Origin of the sequence: Microbacterium fluvii (assembly GCF_025515205.1) — a bacterium.
Lineage (GTDB): Bacteria > Actinomycetota > Actinomycetes > Actinomycetales > Microbacteriaceae > Microbacterium > Microbacterium fluvii.
Genome location: NZ_JAOPFX010000001.1, coordinates 1,208,940 through 1,234,634, shown reverse-complemented (window position 1 = coordinate 1,234,634; position 25,695 = coordinate 1,208,940). Strand labels below are relative to the sequence as shown.

19 protein-coding genes and 1 tRNA gene are annotated in these 25,695 nt (G+C 69.5%); 6 read left to right on the top strand and 14 right to left on the bottom strand.

All coding sequences use genetic code 11. From position 1 onward, the window contains the following. Nucleotides 1-26 precede the first annotated feature (26 nt). A complete protein-coding gene (locus OAW74_RS05670) occupies nucleotides 27-947 on the bottom strand; it encodes an AEC family transporter (protein WP_262873345.1) in 921 nt (306 codons plus the stop codon). Between the two features lie 64 nt (nucleotides 948-1,011). Here OAW74_RS05670 and OAW74_RS05665 point away from each other — a divergent pair, with 64 nt between their 5' ends. Beyond that, nucleotides 1,012-3,366, top strand: coding sequence for an excinuclease ABC subunit UvrA (locus OAW74_RS05665; protein ID WP_262873344.1), 2,355 nt, complete (start codon nucleotides 1,012-1,014; stop codon nucleotides 3,364-3,366). A gap of 17 nt (nucleotides 3,367-3,383) precedes the next feature. On the opposite strand, the gene OAW74_RS05660 is transcribed toward OAW74_RS05665, so the two are convergent. Continuing rightward, on the bottom strand, nucleotides 3,384-4,775 hold the full coding sequence (locus OAW74_RS05660) for a D-alanyl-D-alanine carboxypeptidase family protein (RefSeq protein WP_262873343.1): 1,392 nt from the start codon (nucleotides 4,773-4,775) through the stop codon (nucleotides 3,384-3,386). 150 nt (nucleotides 4,776-4,925) lie between these two features. On the opposite strand from OAW74_RS05660, the gene OAW74_RS05655 reads away from it, so the two are divergent. Together OAW74_RS05655 and OAW74_RS05650 are read left to right on the top strand one after the other, a co-directional pair. Continuing rightward, complete coding sequence (locus OAW74_RS05655) at nucleotides 4,926-5,480, top strand: dihydrofolate reductase family protein (protein WP_262873342.1); 555 nt, start codon at nucleotides 4,926-4,928, stop codon at nucleotides 5,478-5,480. 122 nt (nucleotides 5,481-5,602) lie between these two features. After that, nucleotides 5,603-6,850: an MFS transporter gene (locus tag OAW74_RS05650; protein WP_378733664.1), complete on the top strand. Its 1,248-nt coding sequence runs from the start codon at nucleotides 5,603-5,605 to the stop codon at nucleotides 6,848-6,850. Nucleotides 6,851-6,859: 9 nt separating this feature from the next. On the opposite strand, the gene OAW74_RS05645 is transcribed toward OAW74_RS05650, so the two are convergent. The 5 genes from OAW74_RS05645 to OAW74_RS05625 form a co-directional block, all read right to left on the bottom strand. Next, nucleotides 6,860-7,120: a DUF6458 family protein gene (locus OAW74_RS05645; RefSeq protein WP_262873340.1), complete on the bottom strand. Its 261-nt coding sequence runs from the start codon at nucleotides 7,118-7,120 to the stop codon at nucleotides 6,860-6,862. 173 nt (nucleotides 7,121-7,293) lie between these two features. Further along, complete coding sequence (locus tag OAW74_RS05640; RefSeq protein WP_262873339.1) at nucleotides 7,294-7,881, bottom strand: formylglycine-generating enzyme family protein; 588 nt, start codon at nucleotides 7,879-7,881, stop codon at nucleotides 7,294-7,296. After that, on the bottom strand, nucleotides 7,878-8,642 hold the full coding sequence (locus OAW74_RS05635; RefSeq protein ID WP_262873338.1) for an SGNH/GDSL hydrolase family protein: 765 nt from the start codon (nucleotides 8,640-8,642) through the stop codon (nucleotides 7,878-7,880). Before OAW74_RS05635 ends, OAW74_RS05640 begins: the two co-directional genes overlap by 4 nt. 108 nt (nucleotides 8,643-8,750) lie before the next feature. Beyond that, the gene (locus OAW74_RS05630) at nucleotides 8,751-10,130 is read right to left on the bottom strand and encodes an MFS transporter (RefSeq protein WP_262873337.1); all 1,380 of its coding nucleotides are present in this window, start codon (nucleotides 10,128-10,130) and stop codon (nucleotides 8,751-8,753) included. Nucleotides 10,131-10,149: 19 nt separating this feature from the next. Next, nucleotides 10,150-11,196: an LLM class flavin-dependent oxidoreductase gene (locus OAW74_RS05625; protein ID WP_262873336.1), complete on the bottom strand. Its 1,047-nt coding sequence runs from the start codon at nucleotides 11,194-11,196 to the stop codon at nucleotides 10,150-10,152. Between the two features lie 79 nt (nucleotides 11,197-11,275). Here OAW74_RS05625 and OAW74_RS05620 point away from each other — a divergent pair, with 79 nt between their 5' ends. Beyond that, nucleotides 11,276-11,890, top strand: coding sequence for a phosphoribosyltransferase (locus tag OAW74_RS05620; RefSeq protein ID WP_262873335.1), 615 nt, complete (start codon nucleotides 11,276-11,278; stop codon nucleotides 11,888-11,890). Between the two features lie 23 nt (nucleotides 11,891-11,913). Here OAW74_RS05620 and OAW74_RS05615 read toward each other — a convergent pair whose 3' ends face one another. Then, nucleotides 11,914-13,587, bottom strand: coding sequence for a DUF885 domain-containing protein (locus OAW74_RS05615; RefSeq protein WP_262873334.1), 1,674 nt, complete (start codon nucleotides 13,585-13,587; stop codon nucleotides 11,914-11,916). A gap of 66 nt (nucleotides 13,588-13,653) precedes the next feature. Next, nucleotides 13,654-16,287, bottom strand: a complete 2,634-nt coding sequence (polA, locus tag OAW74_RS05610; RefSeq protein ID WP_262873333.1) for a DNA polymerase I — start codon at nucleotides 16,285-16,287, stop codon at nucleotides 13,654-13,656. Between the two features lie 51 nt (nucleotides 16,288-16,338). On the opposite strand from polA, the gene OAW74_RS05605 reads away from it, so the two are divergent. Then, nucleotides 16,339-16,767: a PaaI family thioesterase gene (locus OAW74_RS05605; RefSeq protein ID WP_262873332.1), complete on the top strand. Its 429-nt coding sequence runs from the start codon at nucleotides 16,339-16,341 to the stop codon at nucleotides 16,765-16,767. A 137-nt stretch (nucleotides 16,768-16,904) separates the two neighbouring features. On the opposite strand, the gene OAW74_RS05600 is transcribed toward OAW74_RS05605, so the two are convergent. Continuing rightward, entirely contained in the window at nucleotides 16,905-17,525 is a 621-nt protein-coding gene (locus OAW74_RS05600; protein ID WP_262873331.1) for an ANTAR domain-containing response regulator, read from the bottom strand. A gap of 30 nt (nucleotides 17,526-17,555) precedes the next feature. Between OAW74_RS05600 and OAW74_RS05595 the strand changes: the two genes are divergently transcribed. Continuing rightward, nucleotides 17,556-17,638, top strand: a tRNA-Leu gene (locus OAW74_RS05595). 16 nt (nucleotides 17,639-17,654) lie between these two features. Here the strand turns inward: OAW74_RS05595 and OAW74_RS05590 are convergent. From OAW74_RS05590 to gltB, 4 genes are all read right to left on the bottom strand, one after another. Then, complete coding sequence (locus tag OAW74_RS05590) at nucleotides 17,655-18,029, bottom strand: SHOCT domain-containing protein (RefSeq protein WP_262873330.1); 375 nt, start codon at nucleotides 18,027-18,029, stop codon at nucleotides 17,655-17,657. 90 nt (nucleotides 18,030-18,119) lie between these two features. Continuing rightward, nucleotides 18,120-19,562 (bottom strand): pyruvate kinase, encoded by a 1,443-nt coding sequence (gene pyk, locus OAW74_RS05585; protein WP_262873329.1) that lies wholly within the window; start codon nucleotides 19,560-19,562, stop codon nucleotides 18,120-18,122. 47 nt (nucleotides 19,563-19,609) lie between these two features. Further along, nucleotides 19,610-21,079 (bottom strand): glutamate synthase subunit beta, encoded by a 1,470-nt coding sequence (locus tag OAW74_RS05580; protein ID WP_262873328.1) that lies wholly within the window; start codon nucleotides 21,077-21,079, stop codon nucleotides 19,610-19,612. Further along, complete coding sequence (gene gltB / locus OAW74_RS05575; RefSeq protein ID WP_378733436.1) at nucleotides 21,072-25,673, bottom strand: glutamate synthase large subunit; 4,602 nt, start codon at nucleotides 25,671-25,673, stop codon at nucleotides 21,072-21,074. The genes OAW74_RS05580 and gltB overlap by 8 nt, the downstream gene beginning before the upstream one ends. Between the last annotated feature and the right edge of the window lie 22 nt (nucleotides 25,674-25,695).

The following is a 25,695-nucleotide window of genomic DNA, read 5'->3' as shown; positions in this document are numbered from 1 at the left end:
TGTCGCGCCTGGGAACCCCGGCGCGATCAGCCCAGAATCAGCATGGCGAGCATGAGCACCGGTACGCAACCGAGTGTCGTCACAAAGATGGTGTCGCGCGAGATCGTCTCGCCGATGCCGTAGCGCTGGGAGTAGTTGAAGACGTTCTGAGCGGTCGGAAGGGCCGCCAGCACGACGACGATGAGCACTTCGTGCGCCGACATGCCGAAGACGAACTGCGCGACCGCCCAGCCGATGAGCGGCATCGCGACGAGCTTGAGCGCCGAGGCCAGCAGCACATCGCGACGGCGTCCTGCCGCGCCGAGCACGCGCTGCCCGTGCAGCGAGATGCCGTAGGAGATCAGCAGGACCGGCACGCACGCGTTCGCGATCAGGTTCGCCGGCTCGATCACGATCGGCGGCAGCTCGATCCCGCTCAGCGACACGGCGACCCCGAGCACCGAGGCGATGACGATCGGATTGGTGAGCGTACGCCGGAGGGGACCCCAGATCGAGCGGCGACCCGAAGTGATGGCCTCGAAGATCGTCATCGAGACGGGCGTGAACACGAGCAGCTGCAGCAGGATGACCGGCGCGGGGTAGGCGGCGTTGCCGAGCAGATACAGCGAGAGCGGGATGCCGATGTTGTTGGAGTTGACCTGTCCCGCCGACAGCGCTCCCACCAGCGTCTCACCGACCGAACGCCGCCAGACCCATCGGGCGACGGCGGCATACGCGCCGATGACAACGACGGCGGTCAGGGCGGAGGCGGGCAGAAGTGCGGAGAACAGCATCCGCACGTCGGTCTGCGACAGGACCGTGAACAGCAGAAACGGCGACAGCACGAAGAAGATGAGTCTGCTGAGCACGGGACGCGCGTGCTCGCCCAGCAGATCGATTCGCCCGATGATCCAGCCGACGACGATCGCGACGCCCACCACGACGAAACCGGTGAGCGTGTCGAGCATGCTCCGAGCCTAGGCGAGCGGTTCGGCTGGACAGTGCGCGAGTCGGCGTGACAGCATCGCGCACGTGACTCATCCCGCAGACCGCCACGACCTCATCCGCGTGCTCGGTGCGCGCGAGAACAACCTCAAAGACGTCGACCTCGACATCCCCAAGCGGCGACTGACGGTGTTCACCGGCGTGTCGGGATCGGGCAAGAGCTCGCTGGTGTTCGAGACCATCGCCGCCGAGTCGCAGCGCATGATCAACGAGACCTACAGCTCGTTCGTCCAAGGGTTCATGCCGACACTGGCCCGCCCCGACGTGGATCGGCTCGAAGGGCTCACCACGGCCATCATCGTCGATCAGGAGCGGCTGGGATCGAACCCGCGCTCGACGGTGGGCACCGTGACCGACGCGAACGCCTTCCTGCGGCTGCTGTTCAGCCGGCTCGGCAGCCCGCACATCGGCTCGCCGCAGGCGTATTCGTTCAACGTGCCCACCGTGCACGGCGCGGGCGCGATCACCGTCGAGCGCGGCGGAAGGCAGCTCGCCGAGAAGCGCAGCTTCTCGCAGCTGGGCGGCATGTGCCCGCGGTGCGAGGGCATGGGCAGCGTCACCGACATCGATCTGACCCAGCTCTACGACGACGCGAAGTCGCTCGCCGAGGGCGCACTCACGATCCCCGGGTACACCGCCGACGGCTGGAACGTGCGCCTGTACAGCGAGTCCGGCTTCGTCGACGCGAACATGCCGATCCGGGAATACTCCAAGCGGCAGCTCCAGGACTTTCTCTACAAGGAGCCGACCAAGGTCAAGATCAACGGCATCAACATCACCTACGAAGGCCTGGTGCCCCGCATCCAGAAATCGATGCTGTCGAAGGACCGCGACGCGATGCAGCCCCACATCCGCACGTTCGTCGACCGCGCCGTCACCTATACGACGTGCCCCGAGTGCGCAGGCACGCGACTCGCCCCGCACGCACGCGAGTCGACGATCGGGGGAGTGAGCATCGCCGATGCCTGCGCCATGCAGATCAGCGACCTCGCCGACTGGGTGCGCACCCTCGACGATCCCTCCGTCGCACCGCTGCTGCAGACCCTGCGCGAGACCCTCGACTCGTTCGTCGACATCGGGCTCGGCTACCTGTCGCTGGAGCGCCCCTCCGGCACTCTCAGCGGGGGAGAGGCCCAGCGCACGAAGCTCATCCGGCACCTCGGCTCCGCCCTCACCGACGTCACGTACGTGTTCGATGAGCCGACGATCGGCCTGCATCCGCACGACATCCAGCGGATGAACGATCTGCTCGTGCAGCTGCGCGACAAGGGCAACACCGTGCTCGTGGTCGAGCATAAACCCGAGACGATCGCGATCGCCGATCACATCGTCGACCTCGGTCCGCACGCGGGCGGCGCCGGGGGAGAGGTGGTGTTCGAGGGTTCGCTCGCCGAGCTGCGCGCGAGCGACACCCTCACCGGCCGCCACCTCGACGATCGGGCGCGACCGAAGGATGCCGTGCGCCCCGCCCGAGGCAGGTTGGAGGTGCGCGGGGCCTCCGCGAACAATCTCCAGCGCGTCGACGTCGACATCCCGCTGGGCGTGCTGACCGTCGTCACGGGCGTGGCCGGGTCGGGCAAGAGCTCGCTGATCCACGGCTCCGTCGCCGGACGCGACGGCGTCGTCGTGATCGATCAAGGCGCCATCCGCGGCTCTCGCCGATCGAACCCCGCCACCTACACCGGCATGCTCGAGCCGATCCGCAAGGCCTTCGCGAAGGCGAACGGAGTCAAGCCGGCGCTGTTCAGCCCGAACAGCGAAGGCGCCTGCCCCAACTGCAACGGGGCAGGCGTGGTCTTCACCGATCTGGGGCCGATGGCCACCGTCTCTTCGCCGTGCGAGGTGTGCGAGGGCAGGCGGTTCGACGGCACCGTGCTGGAGTACCGCCTGGGCGGCAAGGACATCAGCGAAGTGCTGGCGATGCCGGTCGCCGAAGCGCTCGAGTTCTTCGCAGCGGGCGAAGCGAAGGTGCCGGCCGCGCACGCGGTGCTGCGGCGCCTGGACGATGTGGGACTCGGATACGTCAGTCTCGGTCAGCCCTTGACCACGCTGTCAGGCGGTGAGCGCCAGCGGCTGAAGCTCGCGGTGGCGATGGCGGAGCAGGGCGATGTGTATGTGCTCGACGAGCCCACGACGGGACTCCACCTGGCCGACGTCGCGCAGCTGCTCGCGCTGCTGGATCGCCTCGTCGACTCGGGGCGATCGGTCATCGTCATCGAGCACCACCAGGCCGTCATGGCGCACGGCGACTGGATCATCGATCTCGGCCCCGGCGCAGGGCATGACGGCGGCCGGGTGGTGTTCGAGGGCACCCCCGCACAGCTGATCGCCGACCGGACGACCCTCACGGGCGAGCACCTGGCGCAGTACGTCGGGCCGTAGATCGGCGGCGCATGCCGTCACGGTGACAGGGGAGCGGCCTCGGCTGCGCGCGTCGAGGCGGTCAGCTCCTCCGGGTGAGTGAGACGCCACCAGTCGGTGGGGGGCTCGAGATCGCCGTCGATCACGATGTCTGCGGTGGCGGTGTGCGGGCCCGCCGTCCAGGTGATCGTGCCCACGACCTCGCCGTCGGCGAACGCCGGGGGAGAGGCGGTGGTCATCGTCGCGGCGATCGGGGTGTCGGACCACGCGAAGATCGCCGTGTCGTCGGCGACGACCGCACGGGCGGTCGATCCCCACGGCGTCGAGAACGAGCCGACGACCTCGCCGCGCGCCGCCACCGGCACCTCGCGGAAGCCGGAGCGGATGCTGGCCAGCAGAGCCGTGACGTCGTCGGCGACGGCGGCGCGGGAATACCGGTCGAGCATCACACCGGTGACCTTGAGCGTCTCGGTCGCCGAGATCTCGAGATCGGCGGTGTAGAGCAGGCTGTATCTGCCCGTGCCCAGATTGCCCGTCTTCAGCCCCGTGACACCAGCGACGCCGAGCAGATCATTGGTGTTGACCATGAGCCCGGGGCCGGGGAGCGACAACGACGGGGTCGCGACGATCTGCGCGATCGTCGGGTCGGCCGCGGCGAGCTTGCCGAGTGCGATCAGATCGGCGGGCGTGCTGGTGTTGCGCGCATCGAGGCCGGTCGGCTCGACGATCGTCGTGTCATCGAGCCCGTTCCCGCGCAGCCACTCGCGGGTGGCCTGCAGGAAGGCCCACTGCGACCCGTAGGCCCACGACGACACGGCGACCGCGTAATTGCTCGCCGATGGAATGAGGATCGTGGCCAGTGCGTCACGCAGCGACATCGTGCTGCCGGCGGGCATCGCCGCGATCGTGGCACCGCGCACGTAGAACTGGTCGTAGAGCCGGTGGTCGGCTTCGCTGAACGTGATCGTGGGGCCGGCGTCGTCCGGGCCGTCGAGCGGGTGGGCATCGAGGATCACGAGAGCCGTGATGAGCTTGCTGATGCTCGCGATCGACCGCGGCTCGTTCGATCCGCTGGAAGCCCAGATGCCGTCGGCCTCATCTCCGAGATAGTCCTCGCCACCCGCGATGCTGATGGCGGATGCTCCGCCCGACGGCAGCGCGAGCGACACCGCATCGGTCGCCGGCGGTTCGACGGTGCGGAAGCTCGACACGGGCTCCGGCAGAGGTGCATTCAGCGCCCACGCGACGTAGCCGCCGGCGGCGGCCATCAGCACGAGCGGCACGATGGCGGTGATCGCGAGCGCAATGCGGCCGGCGCGGCGTCCACGCGGACGCTCGTGCGCAGCATCCGCGTCGTCGTCGCCCGCATCGGCGCGCAGCAGCTCGTCGAGGTCGGCGAGTTCGCTCGACCGGTGGGATTCGGCAGACATAGGCCCCCAGCTGTCGTCTGCACCATCCTGGCGCATCCACGCCCGATTGCGAACGGGAAGACGCGCGTCGGTATCGCCGATAATGCACATTATGTCACTTCATACGAACGTGACGCCCCGCAGCTGACTCCCCTCGGTAGCGTGGAGCGCATGACCCGCGTCATCTACTACACCGCGACGACGCTCGACGGGTTCCTCGCCGACGAGCACGACTCGCTCGACTGGCTCTTCGCCGTCGAGCAGCAACGCGACGGGTTTCCCGCGTTCCTCGAGGGCGTCGGAGCGATCGTCCAGGGCTCGACGACGTACGAGTGGGTACTGCGGCACGAAGATCTCGTCGACCACCCCGAGAAGTGGCCCGGCTTCTACGGCGCGCGTCCCACGTGGGTGTTCACGTCGCGAGTGCTTCCCGAGGTCGCCGGCGCCGACGTGCGCTTCGCCGAGGGTGCGGTCGTCGACCATTGGCATCGCATCCGCGAATCGGCGGGGCCCGGCGACGTCTGGGTCGTCGGAGGCGGCGACCTCGCGGGGCAGTTCGCCGACGCAGGGCTGCTGGACGAGATCCGCCTGTCGGTGGCACCTGTCACGCTCGGCTCCGGGCGCCCGCTGCTCCCCCGCCGCTTCGATTCCGACCGCCTGCATCTGGCGTCGGTCGGTCAGAACGGACAGTTCGCCGAACTCACCTATCTCGTTCCGCGCGCCTGAGCGCGGTTGCCGCGGAGCCCTGCCACGGCCGGCGATAGGCTGGGCGCACCGTGACCACTCCCCTCGCTCCCGCCCCCGGCTGGCGGGCGTGGCTCATCTGGGCCGTCGGGGTCACCGCCTACATGCTCGCGGTCGTCAACCGGAGTTCACTGTCCGCCGTCGGAGTCGACGCCGCCGAGCGCTTCCACGCCGACGCGTCGACACTGTCGATGTTCGCCGTCGTGCAGCTGGCCGTCTACGGCGGCATGCAGATTCCGATCGGACTGCTGCTCGACCGGTTCGGCGCGCGCCCCATCATGACGATCGGCATGGTGCTGATGGCGGTGGGTCAGCTCACGATGGCCCTCTCGGTGAGCGTCGGCGTCGCCATCGCCGCCCGCGCGCTGCTCGGTGCCGGCGACGCGGCGATCTTCCCGAGCGTGCTCCGCCTGATCGCCACCTGGTTCCCCTCCCAGCGAGGTCCGTTGATGAGCCAGCTCACGGGTCTGGTCGGCCAAGCGGGCCAGCTGCTGTCGCTGGCTCCACTCGCCCTGCTGCTGCACACCACGAGCTGGACGATCGCGTTCGGTGGCATCGCGGGGCTGTGCGCACTGTTCGCGATCCTCGTCTTCCTGCTCATCCGCAACCACCCTCCCGAGGTCGCCGCCGACGTGACCGTCGACACCGGCACCGGCTCGGTGCAGATCGTGCGCTCGTCGATGGACACCGGGGTCGGCATCCGCGCCGCCTGGGCGCACCCCGGCACACGCCTGGCCTTCTGGTCGCACTTCACGACGCCCTTCGCCGGCACGGCGTTCATCCTGCTGTGGGGCGTGCCGTTCCTCACCGCCGGCGAGGGGCTGACCCGGGGGCAGGCGACCGCAGTCACCTCGGCCTATGTCGTCGTGGGGATGCTGCTGGGACCCGTCATGGGCGAGCTCTCGCGCCGCATCCCGCACCTGCGCTCACGAGCACTGGTGCTGCCGGCCGTGGCGACCCAGGCGGTCGCGTGGATCGTGGTGATCGCATGGCCGGTGCCGGCGCCGCTGTGGCTGCTGTACGCGCTCGCCTTCGCCTTGGCGATGGGCGGACCGGCCTCGATGATCGCGTTCGATCACGCGCGAACGCACAACCCGGCCCATCGGCTGAGCACCGCGACCGGCATCACGAACGTCGGCGGATTCCTCGCGGCGCTCATCGCGATCTTCGCGATCGGCTTCGCGCTCGATCTACAGGGTGCCGGCACACCCGATACCTACGATCTGCAGGCCTTCCGCGTCGCCTTTCTCACCCAGGTGCCGCTGTGGGCCGTCGGGGCGTGGTTCATCGTGGTCGAGCGCCGCAGAACCCGCGAACTGCTCGGCCTCGACGAACCACGCCGCCGTCGCTGAGGGCTCCGCTCAGACGACCTCGTCGCCCGAGATCGAGGTCGACCGACGCGTCGTGCTCTGACCGGCCGCCGGGTCGACGGAGGTGTGCGTGACGGTCTCGGTCTGACGATGGCGCATCATCAGCACGAGGCCGAGCAGGAACACCAGCACGCCGGCGCCCATCAGGATGTACCCGATCATGTCGAGGTTCACCCACTCCACCTCGACGTTGACGCCCCACACGAGGATCGCTCCGATGACGAAGAGTGCGACTCCTGCTCCGATGCTCATGACATGCTCCTTCGGGTCGAACGTGCCCATCCGGCACAACGCCCCATCCTGGCCGACCCGTCGCCTCGTGAATGAGGGCTTGACAGCGCCCACCGGCTGTGCGTGGCGCAGCATCCGCCCCTCTCCCCCGCCATGTGTGCCACATGGCGGGCGGGAGCGCCCCGCGTGCGGAGTCAGTCGAGTGGACCCCGCGCGACGCGGAAGCCGACATCGCGCTGACCTGACCGCGGATCGGCACCGCGTCGCGTCGTCGCGCGCACGAGCTGGCGGTCGTCGGCGAATCCGCCACCCCGGATCACACGGCGCCGGTCGCCGATGTCGAACTCGTCCCAGCACCACTCCCACACGTTGCCGAGCATGTCGAAGAGGCCGAAGAGGTTGGGGAGTCGACCGCCGACATCCTGCGGCGTGCCGAGCCCGTCGGCGCTCGTCCACGCGATCTCGGCGATCGGACCGTAGTGGGCGCCCGTCGACCCCGCACGGCATGCGAGCTCCCACTCACGCTCCGTCGGCAGCCGGTATCCGTCGGCGTCGCGGTGCCAGGTGACATCCTCTCCGTCGAACGAGTAGGCGGCGTCGAGCGCCTCCCACTCCGACGCGGCGTTGCAGAAGCGGATCGCCCGCAGCCAGCTGACGCGCACGGCGGGGCGACGCGGATGCTGCGCCGTCTCGCCGAGGAGTGCGCCGAGCTGCTCTTCGGTCACGGCGAACACGCCCAGCTCGAACCCGTCGACGCGGGCGAGCTCGAGGTCCTCGCTCACGAGCGCTGCGGCTCGCGCACGACCCACTCGCCGAACTTGGGCTCGCGGCCGTCGCCCGACGAGGTGCCGGTGACCCGTCTGCGCACCCACGGGCCCAGGTGCTCGCGCAGGTACTCGCGGCCGCCCAGGCGGGCGAAGTCGGGCAGCTCGGGCAGCGACCACCAGTCGTCTGGGGCCTGAAGACCCAGCGCCGTCAGCACTCGGGCCGCCACACGGTGGTGTCCACGCGCGTTCATGTGCAGACGGTCCTGCGACCAGTACCCGGGCAGCGACAGCTCCCGGTCGGGCCAGTTCAGCGCTCGCACGACGTCGGGTCGATCGGCCACGCGTGCCACGACGGCGGCCGAGAGATCGTCGCCGCGACGCTGGATGAGCTTCGACATCGGCAGCTGCGCCGACGGGTTCGCCCCAGACAGCAGGATGAGCCGCACGCCCTCCTCGTCGCACCGCTGCAGCACGCGGCTGAAGGCGTCGACGATGTGCGCGATCGTGGTGCGCGGGCGCAGCATGTCGTTGCCGCCGCCGTTGAACGACAGGTGCGTCGGCTTCAGCGCCAGGGCGGGCTCGAGCTGCTGCTCGACGATCGGCCACGCGAGCTTGCCGCGGATCGCGAGGTTCGCATAGTGGACCTGCTCCCCCGCCGCATCGGCCCAGCCCTGTGCGGCGAGATCGGCCCAGCCCCGCACGTGACCGTCGGGCAGCTCGTCGCCGACCCCTTCGGTGAACGAGTCTCCGATCGCGACGAACCGCACAGCATCCACCGCACAAGCCTAAGCGCCCCTCCCCCGCACCGGTTACGGTCGCGACGCGCCGCGTGCCCGCACCCCGGGCGCGGCGCGTCGTGGCCGTAATCGGAACAGGGGGTGAGGTCAGCGGTCGTCGAGGGCCTGGCCGCGGCGGTCGGCAAGGCCCCAGGCGGCGGCCGCCGCGACGGCGAAGAAGACGCCGAACACCGTGAACAGCAGGGGCGCTCCCCCGGCGGCCAGCAGCACCGGCACCGACAGCGGGGCGACGATCGACGCGATGCGGCCGACACCTGCCGCCCAGCCCGACCCGGTTGCGCGCAGCGACGTCGGGTAGATCTCGGGCGTCACGGCGTACAGGGCGCCCCAGGCGCCGAGGTTGAAGAACGACAGCGCCATGCCGGCCGCGATGACCCCGCCCTCCCCCGCCGCCGTGCCGAACAGCAGAGCCGAGACCACGGAGCCGACGAGGAACACCGACAGCGTCGCCCGGCGCCCCCACACCTCGATGAGCCATGCGGCGACGGCATAGCCGGGCAGCTGTGCGAGGGTGATCACGAGCGTGAAGCCGAACGAACGCACGAGGTCGTACCCCTGAGCCACGAGGATCGACGGGATCCAGATGAAGGCCCCGTAGTAGGCGAAGTTGACGCAGAACCACACGAGCCACAGGCACGCCGTGCGGAGGCGGAACTCGCGCGACCAGAGAGCCGCGAGCCGCTGCGAGGCACGGGATGCGGCCGCCTCGGGCGCAGCGGCGACCGGCGCCGGCGTGCTCTCGAGCCGTCGCGCGGCGCCGCCGAACGAGGGCGACTGCTCGAACGAGCGCACGACGGCATCCGCTTCGCCACTGCGGCCTCGCCGCTCGAGCCATCTCGCCGACTCGGGAAGACCCCACCGCACGACAAGTGCGTAGAAGGCGGGGATCGCGCCGAGCGCGAACGCCCACCTCCAGCCCGCGTCGGAGGCGGGGATGACGAAGTAGCCGATCAGCGCCGCGGCCGTCCAGCCGACCGCCCAGAACGCCTCGAGGATGACGATGAGCCGGCCCCGCATGCGCGCAGGGGCGAACTCGCTCACGTAGGTGCTCGCGACCGGCAGCTCGGCGCCCAGGCCCAGCCCGACGAGGAACCGCAGCACGAGCAGCAGCGCGAGCCCGCCCACGAGTGCGCTCGCACCCGTTGCGACTCCGTACACGAGCAAGGTCACCGCGAACACCTGGCGTCGGCCGAACCTGTCGGCCAGCAGCCCGCCGACGGTCGCGCCGATCGCCATGCCCACGAAGCCGATCGAGGCGATCCAGGCCGTCTGACCGGGGTCGAGCGACCACTGCGCGGCCAGCGCGGCGATGACGAACGAGATGAGTCCGACGTCCATCGCGTCGAGCGCCCAGCCGATGCCCGATCCGGTCAGCACACGGAGGTGGCGGCGGGTGAAGGGCAGGCGGTCGAGGCGCGGGGAGATTCCGGCGTCAGCGGTCGCTGCGCCCGGAGCGGCGTCGGTCATCCCGCCATCGTATTGCCGGTCAGCCGTCGGCGAGCAGCTCACGCACGCGCGGGGCGACCTGCGTGCCGTACAGCTCGATCGAGCGCAGCATCCGCCCGTGCGAGAGCGTGCCGTTGGAGAACTTGAGGTCGAACCGCCGCGCGCCGAGGGTCCGCACAGTGTCGGCGATCTTGCGGGCGACGGTCTCGGGCGCACCGGCGTACACGGAGCCCTCGGGACCGACGTCGTGCTGGAACTGCAGCCGGCTGTACGGCGGCCAGCCCCGCTCGGCGCCGATGGCGTTGCGGTTCGCCTCGATCGCGGGATAGAGCTCCTCCCACGCCTGCTGATCCGTGTCGGCGATGTGACCAGGCGAGTGCACACCGACGGGTCGTGCCGGCTGCCCGAACGAGTCGAGCGAGCGGTGGAACAGGTCGACGTACGGACGGAATCGCGCCGCGGAGCCGCCGATGATCGCGAGCATCAGGCCGTACCCGTAGCGGGCGGTGCGCACGACCGACTCGGGGCTGCCGCCCACGCCCACCCATGCGGTGAGTCCGCGTTCGGTCTTGGGGAAGACATCGGCCCCTTCGAGGGCCGCTCGCATCGTGCCCTGCCATGTGACCGGCCTCTCGGTCATCAGCTGCGCGAACAGCTCGAGCTTCTCTTCGAACAGGCGCTCGTAGTCACGCAGGTCGTAGCCGAACAGCGGGAACGACTCGGTGAACGAGCCCCGACCGAGGATCACCTCGGCGCGCCCGTTCGAGACGGCATCGAGGGTCGCGAACCGCTCGTAGACGCGCACCGGGTCGTCGCTCGAGAGCACCGTGACGGCGGTGCCGAGGCGGATGCTGCGGGTGCGGGCCGCGGCGGCTGCGAGCACGATCTCGGGACTCGACACAGCGAACTCGTGGCGATGGTGCTCCCCCACCCCGAAGAAGGCGAGGCCGACCTCGTCGGCGAGCACCGCCTGGTCGACGACGTCGCGGATCGTCTGGGCGTCGCTGAGCGGCGTGCCGGCGTCGTCGTGGGTGACGTCGCCGAAGGTGTCGAGGCCGAATTCCACTGCCGTGGGGTCGATGGTCATGTGCGTCTCCATTCCATGCGCATGCATACGAACCGGCGCCGGGCCGCTTTCATTCCCGCCTCGGGCGTAGCGTGACGCTGTGGCCATCTTCGCGGACCGCTCCGATGCCGGGCGGCACCTGGCGCAGGCGCTCGAGGCCTGGCTGGGCTCCGATGCCGTCGCCGTCGGCATCCCCCGCGGCGGGGTCGTGGTGGCGGCCGAGGTGGCCCGCGCGCTCGACCTGCCGCTCGCGGCCGCCGTCGTGCGCAAGCTCGGGTCGCCTCGGAACGAGGAGTATGCCGTCGGCGCCATCGCCGACGGGGTGAGAGTGATCGACGGCCGCGCCGTGCGCGCCGAGCACGTCTCCGAGCGCGAGCTGGAGAAGACCGAGCGGCGCGAGCGCACCGAACTGGAGCGCCGTTCCCGCACGTTCGGGGCGCTGGGCGCCGACCTCGCGCAGCGCACTGCGATCGTCATCGACGACGGCATCGCGACCGGGTCCACCGCTGCGGCGGCGTGCCTGGCGGTGCGGGCGCAGGGCTGTGCGCGCCTCATCCTCGCGGTGCCGGTGGCACCGGCATCCTGGACCCCTCCCGCCGAGGTCGACGAGTTCGTCTGTCCGCACAGGGAGCGCGGCTTCTGGGCGGTCGGGCAGTACTACGACGATTTCACCCAGACGACGGATGCCGAGGTCACTGCCCTGCTGGGCCGCTGACCTCGGCATCCGGTCGATGCGCGTCAGCGCGCGAGCGCGGCCCGCAGCGTGTCGAGGCCGACGCCGCCGATGTCGAGGGCGCGCTTGTGGAACGCCTTGATGTCGAACGCGTCGCCCTGCGCCTCGCTCACGTCGTCGCGCAGCTGCTCCCAGATGCGCTGCCCCACCTTGTACGAGGGTGCCTGCCCCGGCCAGCCGAGGTAGCGGTTGACCTCGAACTGCACGAACTCGTCGGACATGTTGACGTTGCGGCGCATGAACTCCAGCGCGTAGTCGGCATCCCACGTGCCCTCGCCATCGGGACGCGGTTTGCCCAGATGCACGCCGATGTCGAGCACGACGCGCGCGGCACGCATGCGCTGGCCGTCGAGCATGCCAAGCCGGTCGGCGGGGTCGTCGAGGTAGCCGAGCTGCTCCATGAGCCGCTCCGCATACAGCGCCCAGCCCTCGGCGTGACCGCTCGTGCCGGCGAGCAGACGTCGCCACGAGTTCAGCTGCGCACGGTTGTAGACCGCCTGCGCGATCTGCAGGTGGTGACCGGGCACGCCCTCGTGGTAGACGGTCGTGAGCTCACGCCAGGTGTCGAAGTCCTCGACGCCCCCGGGCACCGACCACCACATGCGGCCAGGGCGCGAGAAGTCGTCGGTCGGACCCGTGTAGTAGATCCCGCCCTCCTTCGTGGGCGCGATCATGCACTCGAGCCTGCGGATCGGCTCGGCGATGTCGAAGTGGCTCTTGCCGAGCTCGGCGACGGCCCGGTCGCTGGTCTCCTGCATCCACTTCTGCAGCGCCTCTGTGCCGACGAGCTTGCGCGACGCGCCTTTCTCGAGGAACGCGACGGCCTCTTCGACCGTGGCGCCCGGGAGGATCTCGTTCGCGATGGACTCCTGCTCGGCGACCATGCGGGCGAGCTCCTCGATGCCCCACTCGTAGGTCTCGTCGAGATCGATCTCGGCGCCGAGGAACCGGCGGGAGTGCAGCGCATACAGCTCGCGGCCCACGCCGTCGGCCTCGCCTGCCACCGGAGCGAGCTCGCCCGCCAGGAACTGGGCGAGCTCGTCGTAGGCGACCCGCGCAGCCCCTGCGTGGTCGGAGAGCTGCCGGGCGAGGGATGCCGGAAGGCTCCCTTCGGCGGGTGCCGCGTTGCCGGCGAACTCCGCGAAGAAGCCGTTGTCGGAGGTGTAGCGGGCGATCTGGGTGACGACCTCGTTCACCTGGCGGCGGGCGGGCACGATGCCCTGCGAGATGCCTTCGCGCAGCGTCTCGATGTAGCCGGCGATCGCGGCGGGCAGCGCGCGCAGACGCGTGGAGACGACGGCCCAGTCATCGGCGGTGTCGGTGGGCATGAGGTCGAAGACCGACCGCAGATCCTGCGCGGGAGAGGCGATCACGTTGAGGTCGCGCAGGTGCCACTTCGCGTCGTACAGCTCGAGGCTCAGCTCGAGCTCGCGGACGAGGTCGTCGCGGGTGACGGCGTCGATGTCGTCGACCGGCGTGGCGGCCTTCATGTCGGCGAGGGTCGCCCGCGCGGCGGCGGCGAGGGCGTCGTGCCCGGCCGGCGAGGTGTCGCCGAAGCGGTCGTTGTACTCGAAGCGGCCGATGTAGGTCGCCAGCGTCGGCTCGAGTTCGGCGAGGGTGTCGACCCAGGCGTCGGCGATCGTGTCGATCGGCGTCGGGGTGCGGGCAGAATCTGTCATCCCTCGAGCCTACGTCGACCCGCCCCGTTCCGCGCGCGGTCGGCGCACCGTCGATGCGCGCGTGTCTCAGTGCGCGGCGTCGTCCCAGTTCGCGCCTCTGCCGATCTGCACGTCCAGCGGCACCGAGAGCGTCGCCGCGTCGCCCATGCGCTCGCGCACGATGCGCTCCGCGGCATCCCACTCGCCGTCGGCCACTTCGATCACGAGTTCGTCGTGGATCTGCAGCAGGATGCGGGAGGCCAGTCCCTCGGCGGCGAACTGCTCGTGGATGTGGAACAGCGCGATCTTCATGATGTCGGCGGCGCTGCCCTGGATCGGGGCGTTCAGCGCGGCCCGCTCGGCGTTCTCGCGCAGCACGCGGTTGGGACTCGACAGGTCGGGGAAGGGGCGGCGGCGCCCGAAGATCGTCTCGGTGTAGCCGTCGATCTTGGCCTGCTCGACCGACGAGCGCAGGTAGTCGCGCACGGCGCCGAACCGCGCGAAGTACTCCATCATCAGCTGCTTGGCCTCGGACTGCTCGATGCGCAGCTGCTTCGACAGGCCGAAGGCGCTGAGGCCGTAGACCAGTCCGTACGACATCGCCTTGACCTTCGTGCGCATGAACGGCGTGACCTCTGCCGGCTCGACGCCGAACACACGGGCACCGACGAACCGGTGCAGGTCCTCCCCCGAGTTGAACGCCTCGATCAGGCCGGGGTCACCCGACAGGTGCGCCATGATGCGCATCTCGATCTGCGAGTAGTCGGCCGTCAGCAGCGTCTCGTAGCCGCTGCCCACCTCGAAGGCGGCGCGGATGCGGCGGCTCTCGGCCGTGCGCACCGGGATGTTCTGCAGGTTCGGGTCGGTGCTCGACAGGCGTCCCGTCTGGCTGCCGGTCTGCACGTAGGTCGTGTGCACGCGGCCGTCGGCAGCGATCGCGACGTCGAGCGAATCGATGATCTGGCGGAGCTTGGTGGCCTCGCGGTGGGCCAGCAGCAGGGCGAGGAACGGGTGGTCGACGCTCTCCTGCAGGTCGGCGAGGGCGGCGGCGTCGGTGGTGTACCCGGTCTTGGTCTTGCGCGTCTTGGGCAGCTGCAGCTCGTCGAACAGCACCTCCTGCAGCTGCTTGGGCGAGCCGAGGTTCACTTCGCGCCCGATCGCGGCATAGGCGTCCTGCGCGAGCGCGTCGGCCCTGGTCGAGAGCTCGCCCGAGAACCCCGAGAGCTTCTCGTGCGACACGGCGACGCCGGCCAGCTCCATATCGGCCAGCGCCAGCAGCGTCGGCAGCTCGATGTCTGTCAGCACCTCCGCCACGCTCTCGGGCAGCTCGGCGCGCAGCGCCTCGACCACACGCACCGTGAACCATGAGAGCTGGCCGGGGGTCGCACCCTCCGTCTCGGGCACGAGCTGGGTGGGGTCGGCTTCAGGCAGCTTCTCGCCGAGGTAGCGGTCGACGAGGTCTGCGAGCGACTTGTCCGGCAGGCTCGGGCGCAGCAGCCACCCGGCGAGCAGAGCATCGAACGCGAGTCCGCCCACGGCAAGGCCGTCGCGACGCAGCGCCTTGAGCTGCGGCTTGGCGTCGGAGAAGACCTTGGGGGCGTCCGAGGCGAGCCAGGGCGCGAGAGCGGCTGCGGCATCCGTCGTCCAGGTCGTCTCGACGGCCTCGGTCGCGCCGGCGAGCCCGATCCGCGCGGGTCTGCCACCATCGACCGCGACCGTGACGCCCAGCTCGCTCTCGGCCGATGCCGCCCAGGCAGCAAGGGCGGCCGGGTCGAGCTGTGTCGCGGTGGGGAGCGGCGTCGCAGGCTCGACCGGCTCGTCGGCGGCCACGATTCCGGAGGCCTCGAACACCCGGGGCAGCAGCGTGCGGAACTCGAGACGGGCGAAGATGTCGCGCACGGCCTGCGCATCGATCGGCTGCACCGCGAGATCGGCGGGGCCCACCGGCAGCTCCACATCGCGCAGCAGGCGGTTGAGGGCACGATTGCGGCGCACGTCGTCGAGGTGCTCTCGGAGGTTGCCGCCCACGACGCCGGAGATCTTGTCGGCGTTCTCGAGCAGGGCGTCGAGGCTCCCCCACTGGGTGAGCCACTTGACCGCGGTCTTCTCCCCCACCTTCGGCACGCCGGGCAGGTTGTCGCTGGTCTCCCCCACGAGGGCGGCGATATCGGGGTAGTTCTGCGGCGGCAGGCCGTATTTCTCCTGCACCGCGGCGGGGTCGTAGCGCTTGAGCTGCGAGACGCCCTGCACGCTCGGGTAGAGCAGCGTGACGTCGTCGGTGACGAGCTGGATGGTGTCGCGGTCGCCCGAGCACACGAGCACGTCGTAGCCCTGGTCGGCGCCCTGGGTCGCGAGGGTCGCGAGGATGTCGTCTGCCTCGATGTCTTCTTTCGTGAGCACCGTCACGTTCATCGCCGCCAGGCACTCCTGCAGCAGCGGGATCTGCCCCTTGAACTCGGCCGGCGACTCCGAGCGGTTCGCCTTGTACTCCGCGTATTCCCGGGTGCGGAACGACTGCCGCGACGTATCGAAGGCGACCGCGAGGTGGGTCGGCTTCTCGGCCTTGACGAGGTTGACGAACATCGACAGGAAGCCGTAGATGCCGTTGGTGTGCTGGCCGTCTTTCGTCGTGAAGTTGTCCACCGGGAGGGCGAAGAACGCCCGATATGCCAGCGAATGACCGTCGACGACCAGGAGGGTAGGCTTTGCGGAGTCCGTCACCCTGCAAGCTTAGGCGCCGGGTACGACACCCCGCCGACCCGAAAGCGAGCCATGGCAGACTCCCGCACGCACTCCGAAGGACTCGAGTGGGCCACCCATCGCGGCGTCGGCGCCCTCGCCGAGAAGATGGGCTTCGAGTGGGTCGAGATGACGGCCGAGCGCGCCGTGGCCACGATGCCCGTCGAGGGCAACACGCAGCCCGTCGGACTCATGCACGGCGGCGCATATGTCGTGCTGGGCGAGTCGCTCGGATCGATGCACGCGAACTATCACGCCGGCCCCGGCCGCCTCGCGGTGGGCATCGACATCAATGCCACCCACACGCGCTCCGCCACCTCGGGCGTCGTCACGGGCGTGTGCACGCCCATCCACCTCGGCCGATCCCTGACCGTGCACGAGATCGTCGTCACCGACGATCAGGGTCGCCGGTGCTCGACGGTGCGCATCACCAACATGATCAAGGAGCTGCCGGCCTCCTGAGGCCCCCGGATCATCCAGGAGGTCTCGATACGGCAGCTGCGCGGCCTACGGTTATCGAGTAGCGCGAAGCGCGTATCGAGATGCGACCTGAGTCGGCTCGCGTCAACGCCGCTGCGCGGCATTGACCCGCAGCCGACTCATTTCTTGGGGGCGAGCTGCTCGATGATCGCCTTGGCGACGTCCTGCATCGTGAGGCGGCGGTCCATCGACGCCTTCTGGATCCAGCGGAACGCCTCGGGCTCCGACAGGCCCATCTTCTCGTTGAGCAGGCCCTTCGCGCGGTCGACGAGCTTGCGGGTCTCGAAGCGCTCGACCATGTCGGCGACCTCGGCTTCGAGCGTGATGATCTGCTCGTAGCGCGCCAGGGCGATCTCGATCGCCGGCAGGAGGTCGTTCGGGGTGAAGGGCTTGACGACGTAGGCCAGTGCTCCGGCCTCGCTCGCGCGCTCGACGAGCTCCTTCTGGCTGAACGCGGTCAGCAGCACGACGGGGGCGATGTGGTTCTTCGAGAGCTTCTCGGCGGCGGAGATGCCGTCGAGCTGCGGCATCTTCACGTCCATGATCACGAGGTCGGGACGCAGCTCCGTGGCCAGCTGCACGGCGGTCTCGCCGTCGCCGGCCTCGCCGACGACATCGAAGCCGTTGTCGCGCAGGATCTCGACGATGTCGAGGCGGATGAGCGACTCATCCTCTGCGACGACGACCCGGCGAGGGGCGGATGCGGTGGGCGCAGCGGTCTGCTCTTGCTCAGTCACCATTGAATCTTACGGTATGGTCGATCCGCACTGGCCGGTGTGGCGGAATGGCAGACGCGACCGACTCAAACTCGGTTGCCCGCGAGGGCGTGTGGGTTCGACTCCCACCACCGGCACCCTCCGAGCGGCCCCTCACGCACCGTAGAACCGGTTGCCCAGCGCCTTGCTCTTGAGCGCCTCGAACTCGCCCTGAGAGATCGTCCCGGCATCCAGAAGTCGCTGCGCGCGCGCGATGTCCTCGTCCGGCGTCGCCGACGCCGCAGGGCGGTAGTCATCGTCCTCCGGCGCCCGCCCCCGCACCGCCGCCGCGCGCGCGGCCATGCCGTCACCGCGGGCGATGACGTACACGATCCCCGTGAGGAAGGGCACGAAGATCAGGAAGATGATCCACAGCGCTTTCACCCAGCCGCCCGCACTCTCGTCGCGGAAGAGATCGGTGATGACGAAGATCAGCAGAAAGACGTACGAGACGACGTAGACCAGACTCAGCAGCCACCACAGGAACATCGCACACTCCTCGCAGAACACGAACGGTCGCGCTCAGCGTAGTGAGCGCGACCGTCGGTGCGAGTCGTCCGAGACGGGTGAGATCGCCCGTTACTCGCGATAGATCGGGGCGTTGCCGTGCACGGCGTCGCCGATCCGGTGGATGCGGATGTCGTTGGTCGATCCGATGATCCCTGGGGGCGAACCCGAGATCACGACGACCTTGTCGCCCTCGGCGGCGAGTCCGTTGCCGAGGAAGAAGTCGTCGACCTGCACGAACATGAGGTCGGTGTGGGCGACGTGCTCGACGAGCGTCGACTGCACGCCCCACGTGAGGGCCATGCGGCGGCGGATCGCCGGGTCGACGGCGAACGCCATCATCGGGATGCCGGGGCGCAGCCGCGACATGCGGCGGGCGGTGTCGCCCGACTCGGTGAAGATGCAGATGTACTTCGCCTCGACGAACTCCGCGACCTCTTCGGCAGCCAGCGTGATGATGCCGCCCTGCGTGCGCGGCTTGGCGGTGAACGGACGGATCCGCTCCAGGCCGTGCTCTTCTGTCGACTCCACGATGCGCGCCATCGTCTCGACGACCACGACGGGGTACTTGCCCACGCTCGTCTCACCCGAGAGCATGACCGCGTCGGCGCCGTCGAGCACGGCGTTGGCCACGTCGCTGGTCTCGGCACGGGTCGGCACCGGGTTCTCGATCATCGACTCGAGCATCTGCGTCGCGACGATGACCGGCTTGGCCATGCGGCGGCACAGCTCGACCGCACGCTTCTGCACGATCGGCACCGCCTCCAGGGGCAGCTCGACTCCGAGGTCGCCGCGGGCGACCATGATGCCGTCGAACGCGTCGATGATCTCTTCGAGGTTGTCGACGGCCTGGGGCTTCTCGATCTTGGCGATCACGGGGACCTTGCGGCCCTCTTCGGCCATGATCTCGTGCACGCGGCTCACGTCCTTGGCGTTGCGCACGAACGAGAGGGCGACGAGGTCGGCGCCCTGCTGAAGACCCCAGCGCAGGTCGGACTCGTCCTTCTCGCTCAGCGCGGGAACGCTCACCGAGACGCCGGGCAGGTTGATGCCCTTGTTGTTCGAGACCGGACCGGCCACGATGACCTTCGTCGTGACGACGGGCCCGTCGACATCGGTGACCTCGACGCGCACCTTGCCGTCGTCGATCAGCAGGAAGTCCCCCGCCTTGACGTCACCCGGCAGACCCTTGAAGGTCGTCGAGACGATCTCCTTGGTGCCTTCGATGTCGTCGGTGGTGATCTTGAAGACGTCGCCGACTGCGAGCTCGTGCGGGCCGTCGGCGAACTTGCCCAGACGGATCTTCGGGCCCTGCAGGTCGACCAGGATGGCGACGGCGCGGCCGGCGTCGTCTGCCGCCTTGCGCACGTTGGCCCAGCGCTGCTGGTGCTCGGAGTAGTCACCGTGGCTGAGGTTGAATCGGGTGACGTCGACTCCGGCATCGATGATCGCTCGGACCATCTCATAGCTCGAAGTCGCGGGCCCGAGGGTGGCGACGATCTTTGCACGTCTCATCGGTGTGTGTTCTCTCCGATTCAGGGGTGACAGGCGACGGATCCAGCCTACGCGGGCTGGAGTCCGATCGCGATATCGGTCGGGCGGACCGGCGCCGGCAGCGACGTCGATCCCATCAGGTACTCATCGACGGCGGATGCTGCCGCCCTGCCCTCGGCGATGGCCCACACGATGAGGGACTGGCCGCGGCCGGCGTCGCCGGCCACGAACACGCCGGGAGCCGTGGTCTGGTAGTCGGCGGCGCGCTCGACATTGCCCCGCGAGCTGAACCGGGCCCCGAGCTGTTCTTCGAGCAGCGCCCGCTCCGGGCCGGTGAAGCCCATCGCGATCAGCACGAGGTCTGCCGGGATCTCGCGCTCCGTGCCGCTCTTGGGCACGCGGCGCCCGTCGGCGGTGTACTCGGTCTCGGCCAGCCGCAGTGCGCGCACCTCGCCGACCTCGTTGCCGAGGAACTCGACCGTGGAGGCCAGGTACTGGCGCTCGCCGCCCTCTTCGTGCGCAGACTGCACCTCGAAGACGGTCGGCATCATGGGCCACGGCTGGTGCTCCGGGCGGGCGTCCGCAGGCTGCTTGCCGATCGCGAGGTTGGTCACGCTCAGCGCGCCCTGACGGTGGGCGGTGCCGATGCAGTCGGCGCCGGTATCACCGCCGCCGATGACGACGACGTGCTTGCCCTCGGCGGAGATCTGGTTGGGAACGCTGTCGCCGGCGGTCGCCTTGTTCGACTCGACGAGGTACTCCATCGCGAAGTGCACGCCGGGAAGATCGCGCCCGGGGATGGCGAGTTCGCGCGGAACCGTGGCCCCGGTCGCGATGACCACTGCGTCGTAGCGCGCACGCAGCTCATCCCACGTGATGTCGGTGCCGATCTCGACGCCGGCGCGGAAGCGCGTGCCCTCGTCCTGCATCTGACGAAGGCGGGACTCGAGGTGCCGCTTCTCCATCTTGAAATCGGGGATGCCGTAGCGCAGGAGGCCCCCGATGCGGTCGTCGCGCTCGAAGACCGCGACGGTGTGCCCCGCGCGGGTGAGCTGTTGGGCAGCGGCAAGACCTGCGGGCCCGGAGCCGACGACCGCGACGGTCTTGCCGGTGAGGCGCCCGGGCGGCTCGGGCTCGACCCAGCCGCTGGCGAACGCCTCGTCGATGATCGAGACCTCGATCTGCTTGATCGTCACCGCGGGCTGGTTGATCCCCAGCACGCACGAGCTCTCGCAGGGGGCCGGGCACAGGCGTCCGGTGAACTCCGGGAAGTTGTTCGTGGCGTGAAGGCGTTCGATGGCCGAGCGTCCCTCACCCCGCCAGGTGAGGTCGTTCCACTCCGGGATCAGGTTGCCCAGCGGGCATCCCTTGTGGCAGAACGGGATGCCGCAGTCCATGCAGCGACCCGCCTGGCGCCGCAGCACCGCCGAGTCGCCGGGCTCATAGACCTCTTTCCAGTCCAGGATGCGCACCGGAACGGGGCGCCGAGCCGGCACCTCTCGTTCGGTGACCTTGAGAAAGCCCTTCGGGTCAGCCACCCGTCACCTCCAGAATGCGAGTCCAGACCACGTCGCCGTCGGGGTCCAGCCCCTCGGCCGCAGCCTCCTGTCGGGTCTGCAGCACCGCGGCATAATCGCGGGGCATCACCCTCACGAACTTCGCCGACTCCGTTTCGAAGTCGTCGAGCATCTGCTGCCCCAGTGTCGAGCCGGTCTCCGCCACGTGCTGCTCGAGAAGATCGCGCAGGATCTCGGCGTCGCCCGATCCCAGCGGACCGAGCTCGAGCTCGCCGCCCGAGAGCGCCTCGCGGTTGACGAGCTTGCGATCGAGGTCGTAGACGTAGGCGGTGCCGCCCGACATGCCGGCGCCGAGGTTGCGGCCGGTGCCGCCGAGGATCACGGCGAGCCCGCCCGTCATGTACTCGAGCGCGTGGTCGCCGACCCCTTCGACGACGGCGGTCGCCCCGGAGTTGCGCACCAGGAACCGCTCCCCCACGACGCCGCGCAGGAACATCGTTCCCTGCGTCGCGCCGTAGCCGATGACGTTGCCGGCGATCACGTTCTGCGACGCGTCGAAGACGGCGGCGCGCGGCGGGCGCACCACGATCTGGCCGCCCGACAGGCCCTTGCCGACGTAGTCGTTCGAGTCGCCCTCGAGTCGCAGCGTGATGCCGGCGGGAAGGAACGCGCCGAACGACTGGCCGGCCGAACCGGTCAGGCTCACCGTGATCGAGCCGGAGGGCAGGCCGTTCTGGCCGTGCGCGAGCGTCACGCGATTGCCCAGCATCGTGCCCACCGCACGTGCGGTGTTGCGCACCGGCAGGTCGATCTCGATCGATCCGCCGTGGGCGATGACGTCTTGCGCACGCTCGATGAGCTGTACGTCGAAATGCTCCTCGAGCTCGTGGTCCTGCGCACGGCTGTTGCGCCGCGGCGCATCCGCGGCGAACGCGGGGCCCTCGAGAATGGGCCGCAGGTCCAGCCCGCTGGCCTTCCAGTGCTCGACCGCGCCGTCGACGTCGAGCAGCTCGCTGTGGCCGACGATCTCGTCGAGCGAGCGGTACCCGAGCTCGGCGAGGTACTCCCGCACTTCCTGCGCGATGAACTCCATGAAGTTCACGACGAACTCCGGCTTGCCGGTGAAGCGCGCGCGCAGCGTGGGGTTCTGCGTCGCGACGCCCACGGGGCACGTGTCGAGGTGGCAGACCCTCATCATGATGCAGCCTTCGACCACGAGCGCCGTCGTCGCGAATCCGAACTCCTCGGCGCCCAGCAGCGCCGCGACGATCACGTCGCGGCCGGTCTTGAGCTGGCCGTCGGCCTGCACCACCACACGGTCGCGCATGTCGTTGAGCATGAGGGTCTGCTGGGTCTCGGCCAGGCCCAGCTCCCACGGAGTTCCCGCGTGCTTGAGCGAGTTCAGCGGACTCGCACCGGTGCCTCCGTCATGCCCCGAGACGAGGATGACGTCGGCGAGGGCCTTGGCTGTGCCGGCGGCGACGGCGCCGATGCCCGACTGGCTCACGAGCTTGACGTGCACGCGCGCGGCGGGGTTGGCGCGCTTGAGGTCGAAGATCAGCTGCTTGAGGTCTTCGATCGAGTAGATGTCGTGATGCGGAGGCGGCGAGATGAGGCCGACGCCCGCGGTGCCGCCGCGGGTGCGCGCGATCCACGGGTACACCTTGCCAGGCGGCAGCTGGCCGCCTTCGCCGGGCTTGGCGCCCTGGGCGAGCTTGATCTGGATGTCGTCGGCATGCGTGAGGTACATGCTCGTCACGCCGAACCGACCGGAGGCCACCTGCTTGATGGCGCTGCGGCGCTCGGGGTCGATGAGGCGCTCGACGTCTTCGCCGCCCTCGCCCGTGTTCGACTTCGCGCCGAGGCGGTTCATCGCGATGGCGAGGGTCTCGTGCGCCTCTTTCGAGATCGAGCCGTAGCTCATCGCGCCGGTCGAGAACCGCTTGACGATGGAGGCGATGGGCTCCACTTCGTCGATCGGCACGGGCTGGCGGTGCCCGGTGCGCAGCTTGAACATGCCGCGCAGCGTCTTGAGCTCTTCTGACTGATCGTCGACGAGCTTCGTGTACTCGCGGAAGATGTCGTAGCGGCGCGTGCGCGTGGAGTGCTGCAGCCGGAAGACGGTGTCGGGGTTGAACAGGTGCGGCGCACCGTCGCGGCGCCACTGGTACTCGCCGCCGGTCCACAGGCGCTCGTGCGCGCGCACGGCCTGGTCCTCCGGATAGGCGAAGTCGTGGCGCTCCCGGTTCTCTTCGGCGATCTGCTCGATGCCGATGCCGCCGAGCTTGGACTCGGTGCCCGTGAAGTACTCGTCGATGAAGTCCTGCGACAGTCCGACGGCTTCGAACACCTGCGCGCCCGCGTACGACGACACCGTGGAGATGCCCATCTTCGACATGATCTTCAGCACGCCCTTGCCCAGGGCGTAGATCAGGTTCTTGACGGCCTTCTCAGGGCTGATGCCGGTGATGAAGCCCGAGCGCACGAGGTACTCGACCGTCTCCATCGCGAGGTAGGGGTTGACCGCAGAAGCGCCGTAGCCCAGCAGCGTCGCGACATGGTGCACCTCGCGCACATCGCCGGCCTCGACGACGAGACCCACCTTCATGCGGTTCTCGTTGCGGATGAGGTGGTGGTGCACGGCCGAGACCATGAGCAGCGACGGGATCGGCGCGAGGTCCTTGTTGGAGTCGCGGTCCGACAGGATGATGAACTCCGCCCCCTCGGCGATCGCGCGGTCGACTTCTTCGCACATCTCGTCGAGGCGCGCCTTGAGCCCGCCAGGGGCGGCATCGAGGTGGTAGAGCCCGCGGATGATGACCGAGCGTCGCCCTGGGAGCGCCTTGTCGATGTGCTGGAGCTTGGCGAGTTCGTCGTTGTCGATCACCGGGAAGTCGAGCGTCACGGTGCGCGCGTGGTCGGGGCCCCAGTCGAGCAGGTTCCGCTCGGGCCCCAGGCCCAGCGACAGCGACGTCACGACTTCTTCGCGGATGCTGTCCAGCGGCGGGTTGGTGACCTGCGCGAACTGCTGCACGAAGTAGTCGAACAGCAGCCGCGGGCGCTCGCTGAGCACCGCGATGGGTGCGTCGCTGCCCATCGCTCCGAGCGGCTCGGCGCCGTTCTGCCCCATCGGGGTCAGCAGGATGCGCACCTCCTCCTCGGTGTAGCCGAAGGTGCGCTGGCGTCGGGTGATCGAGGCGATCGGGTGCACGATGTGCTCGCGCTCGGGCAGGTCGGCCAGCCGCACGCGTCCGGCATCCAGCCACTCCTGCCACGGCTCGAGCTCCGAGAGCCCGCGCTTGATCTCGTCTTCCTCGATGATGCGACCCTGGGCCGTGTCGACGAGGAACATGCGACCGGGGCGCAGTCGCCCGCGGCGCTTGATGCGCTCGGGCTCGAAGTCGAGCACGCCGGTCTCACTGCCGATCACGACGAGCCCGTCGGTGGTCTCGGTCCACCGGCCTGGGCGCAGCCCGTTGCGGTCGAGGGTGGCGCCGACCAGCGTGCCGTCGGTGAAGATGAGCGCCGCCGGTCCGTCCCACGGTTCCATCTGCATCGAGTGGTACTCGTAGAAGGCACGCAGCTCCGGGTCGACGTCGGCCTGCTTCTCGTAGGCCTCGGGCACCATCATCATGACGGCGTGCGGGAGGCTGCGTCCGGTGAGGGTCAGAAGCTCCAGCACCTCGTCGAACGACGCCGAGTCGCTGGCACCCTCGGTGCAGATCGGCAGCAGCGGCCGGATGTCGCCGATGAGCTCGGACTCGAGCTGCGACTGGCGCGCCCGCATCCAGTTGCGGTTGCCGTTGACCGTGTTGATCTCGCCGTTGTGGGCCAGCATCCGAAGCGGCTGCGCGAGCGGCCACGACGGGAAGGTGTTGGTGGAGTAGCGCGAGTGCACGACGGCAAGCTCGGTCGCGAAGCGCTCGTCCTGCAGGTCGGGGTAGAACGGCTCGAGCTGCAAGGTGGTGACCATGCCCTTGTAGCCGAGCGTGCGCGACGACAGCGACACGAAATAGGCGTCGTGCTCGCGCCGCGCGCGCTTGCGCAGGCGGTAGACGCGTCGGTCGAGGTCGATGCCCGACAGCGCGGGCTGGTCGCCGACGGCCGGGCGCGAGACGAACAGTTGCTCGAAGGCGGGCCGCGCTTCGAAGGCGAGCTTGCCGAGGTGCTCCTGCTCGGTCGGAACGACGCGCCAGCCCAGCACGGTGAGCCCCTCGGACGCGGCGACCTGCTCGACCCCCGCCTTGATCTCGGCGCGGGCCTGCTCGTCGAGCGGCAGGAACGAGAGCCCCGCGGCGTACTCGCCCACCGGAGGAAGATCGAAGTCGACGACCGCCCGCAGGAACTCGTCGGGCATCTGGGTCAGAATGCCGGCCCCGTCGCCGGTGCCCGCGTCGGAGCCGATGGCGCCGCGGTGCTCGAGGTTGCGCAGCGCGGTCAGCGCGAGCGAGACGATGTCGTGGCCGGCGTGGCCGCGCAGTGTCGCGACCATGGCCAGGCCACAGGCATCCTTCTCGAATGCGGGGTTGTACATGCCCTGGCGGGCCGGGAAGCCGCCGGAGGCGGGCCGCAGTGCGACCGGTTCTTTCGCATAGCGACGGGGGGTCGATGGCATACCAACCGTCCTCACTTTGATG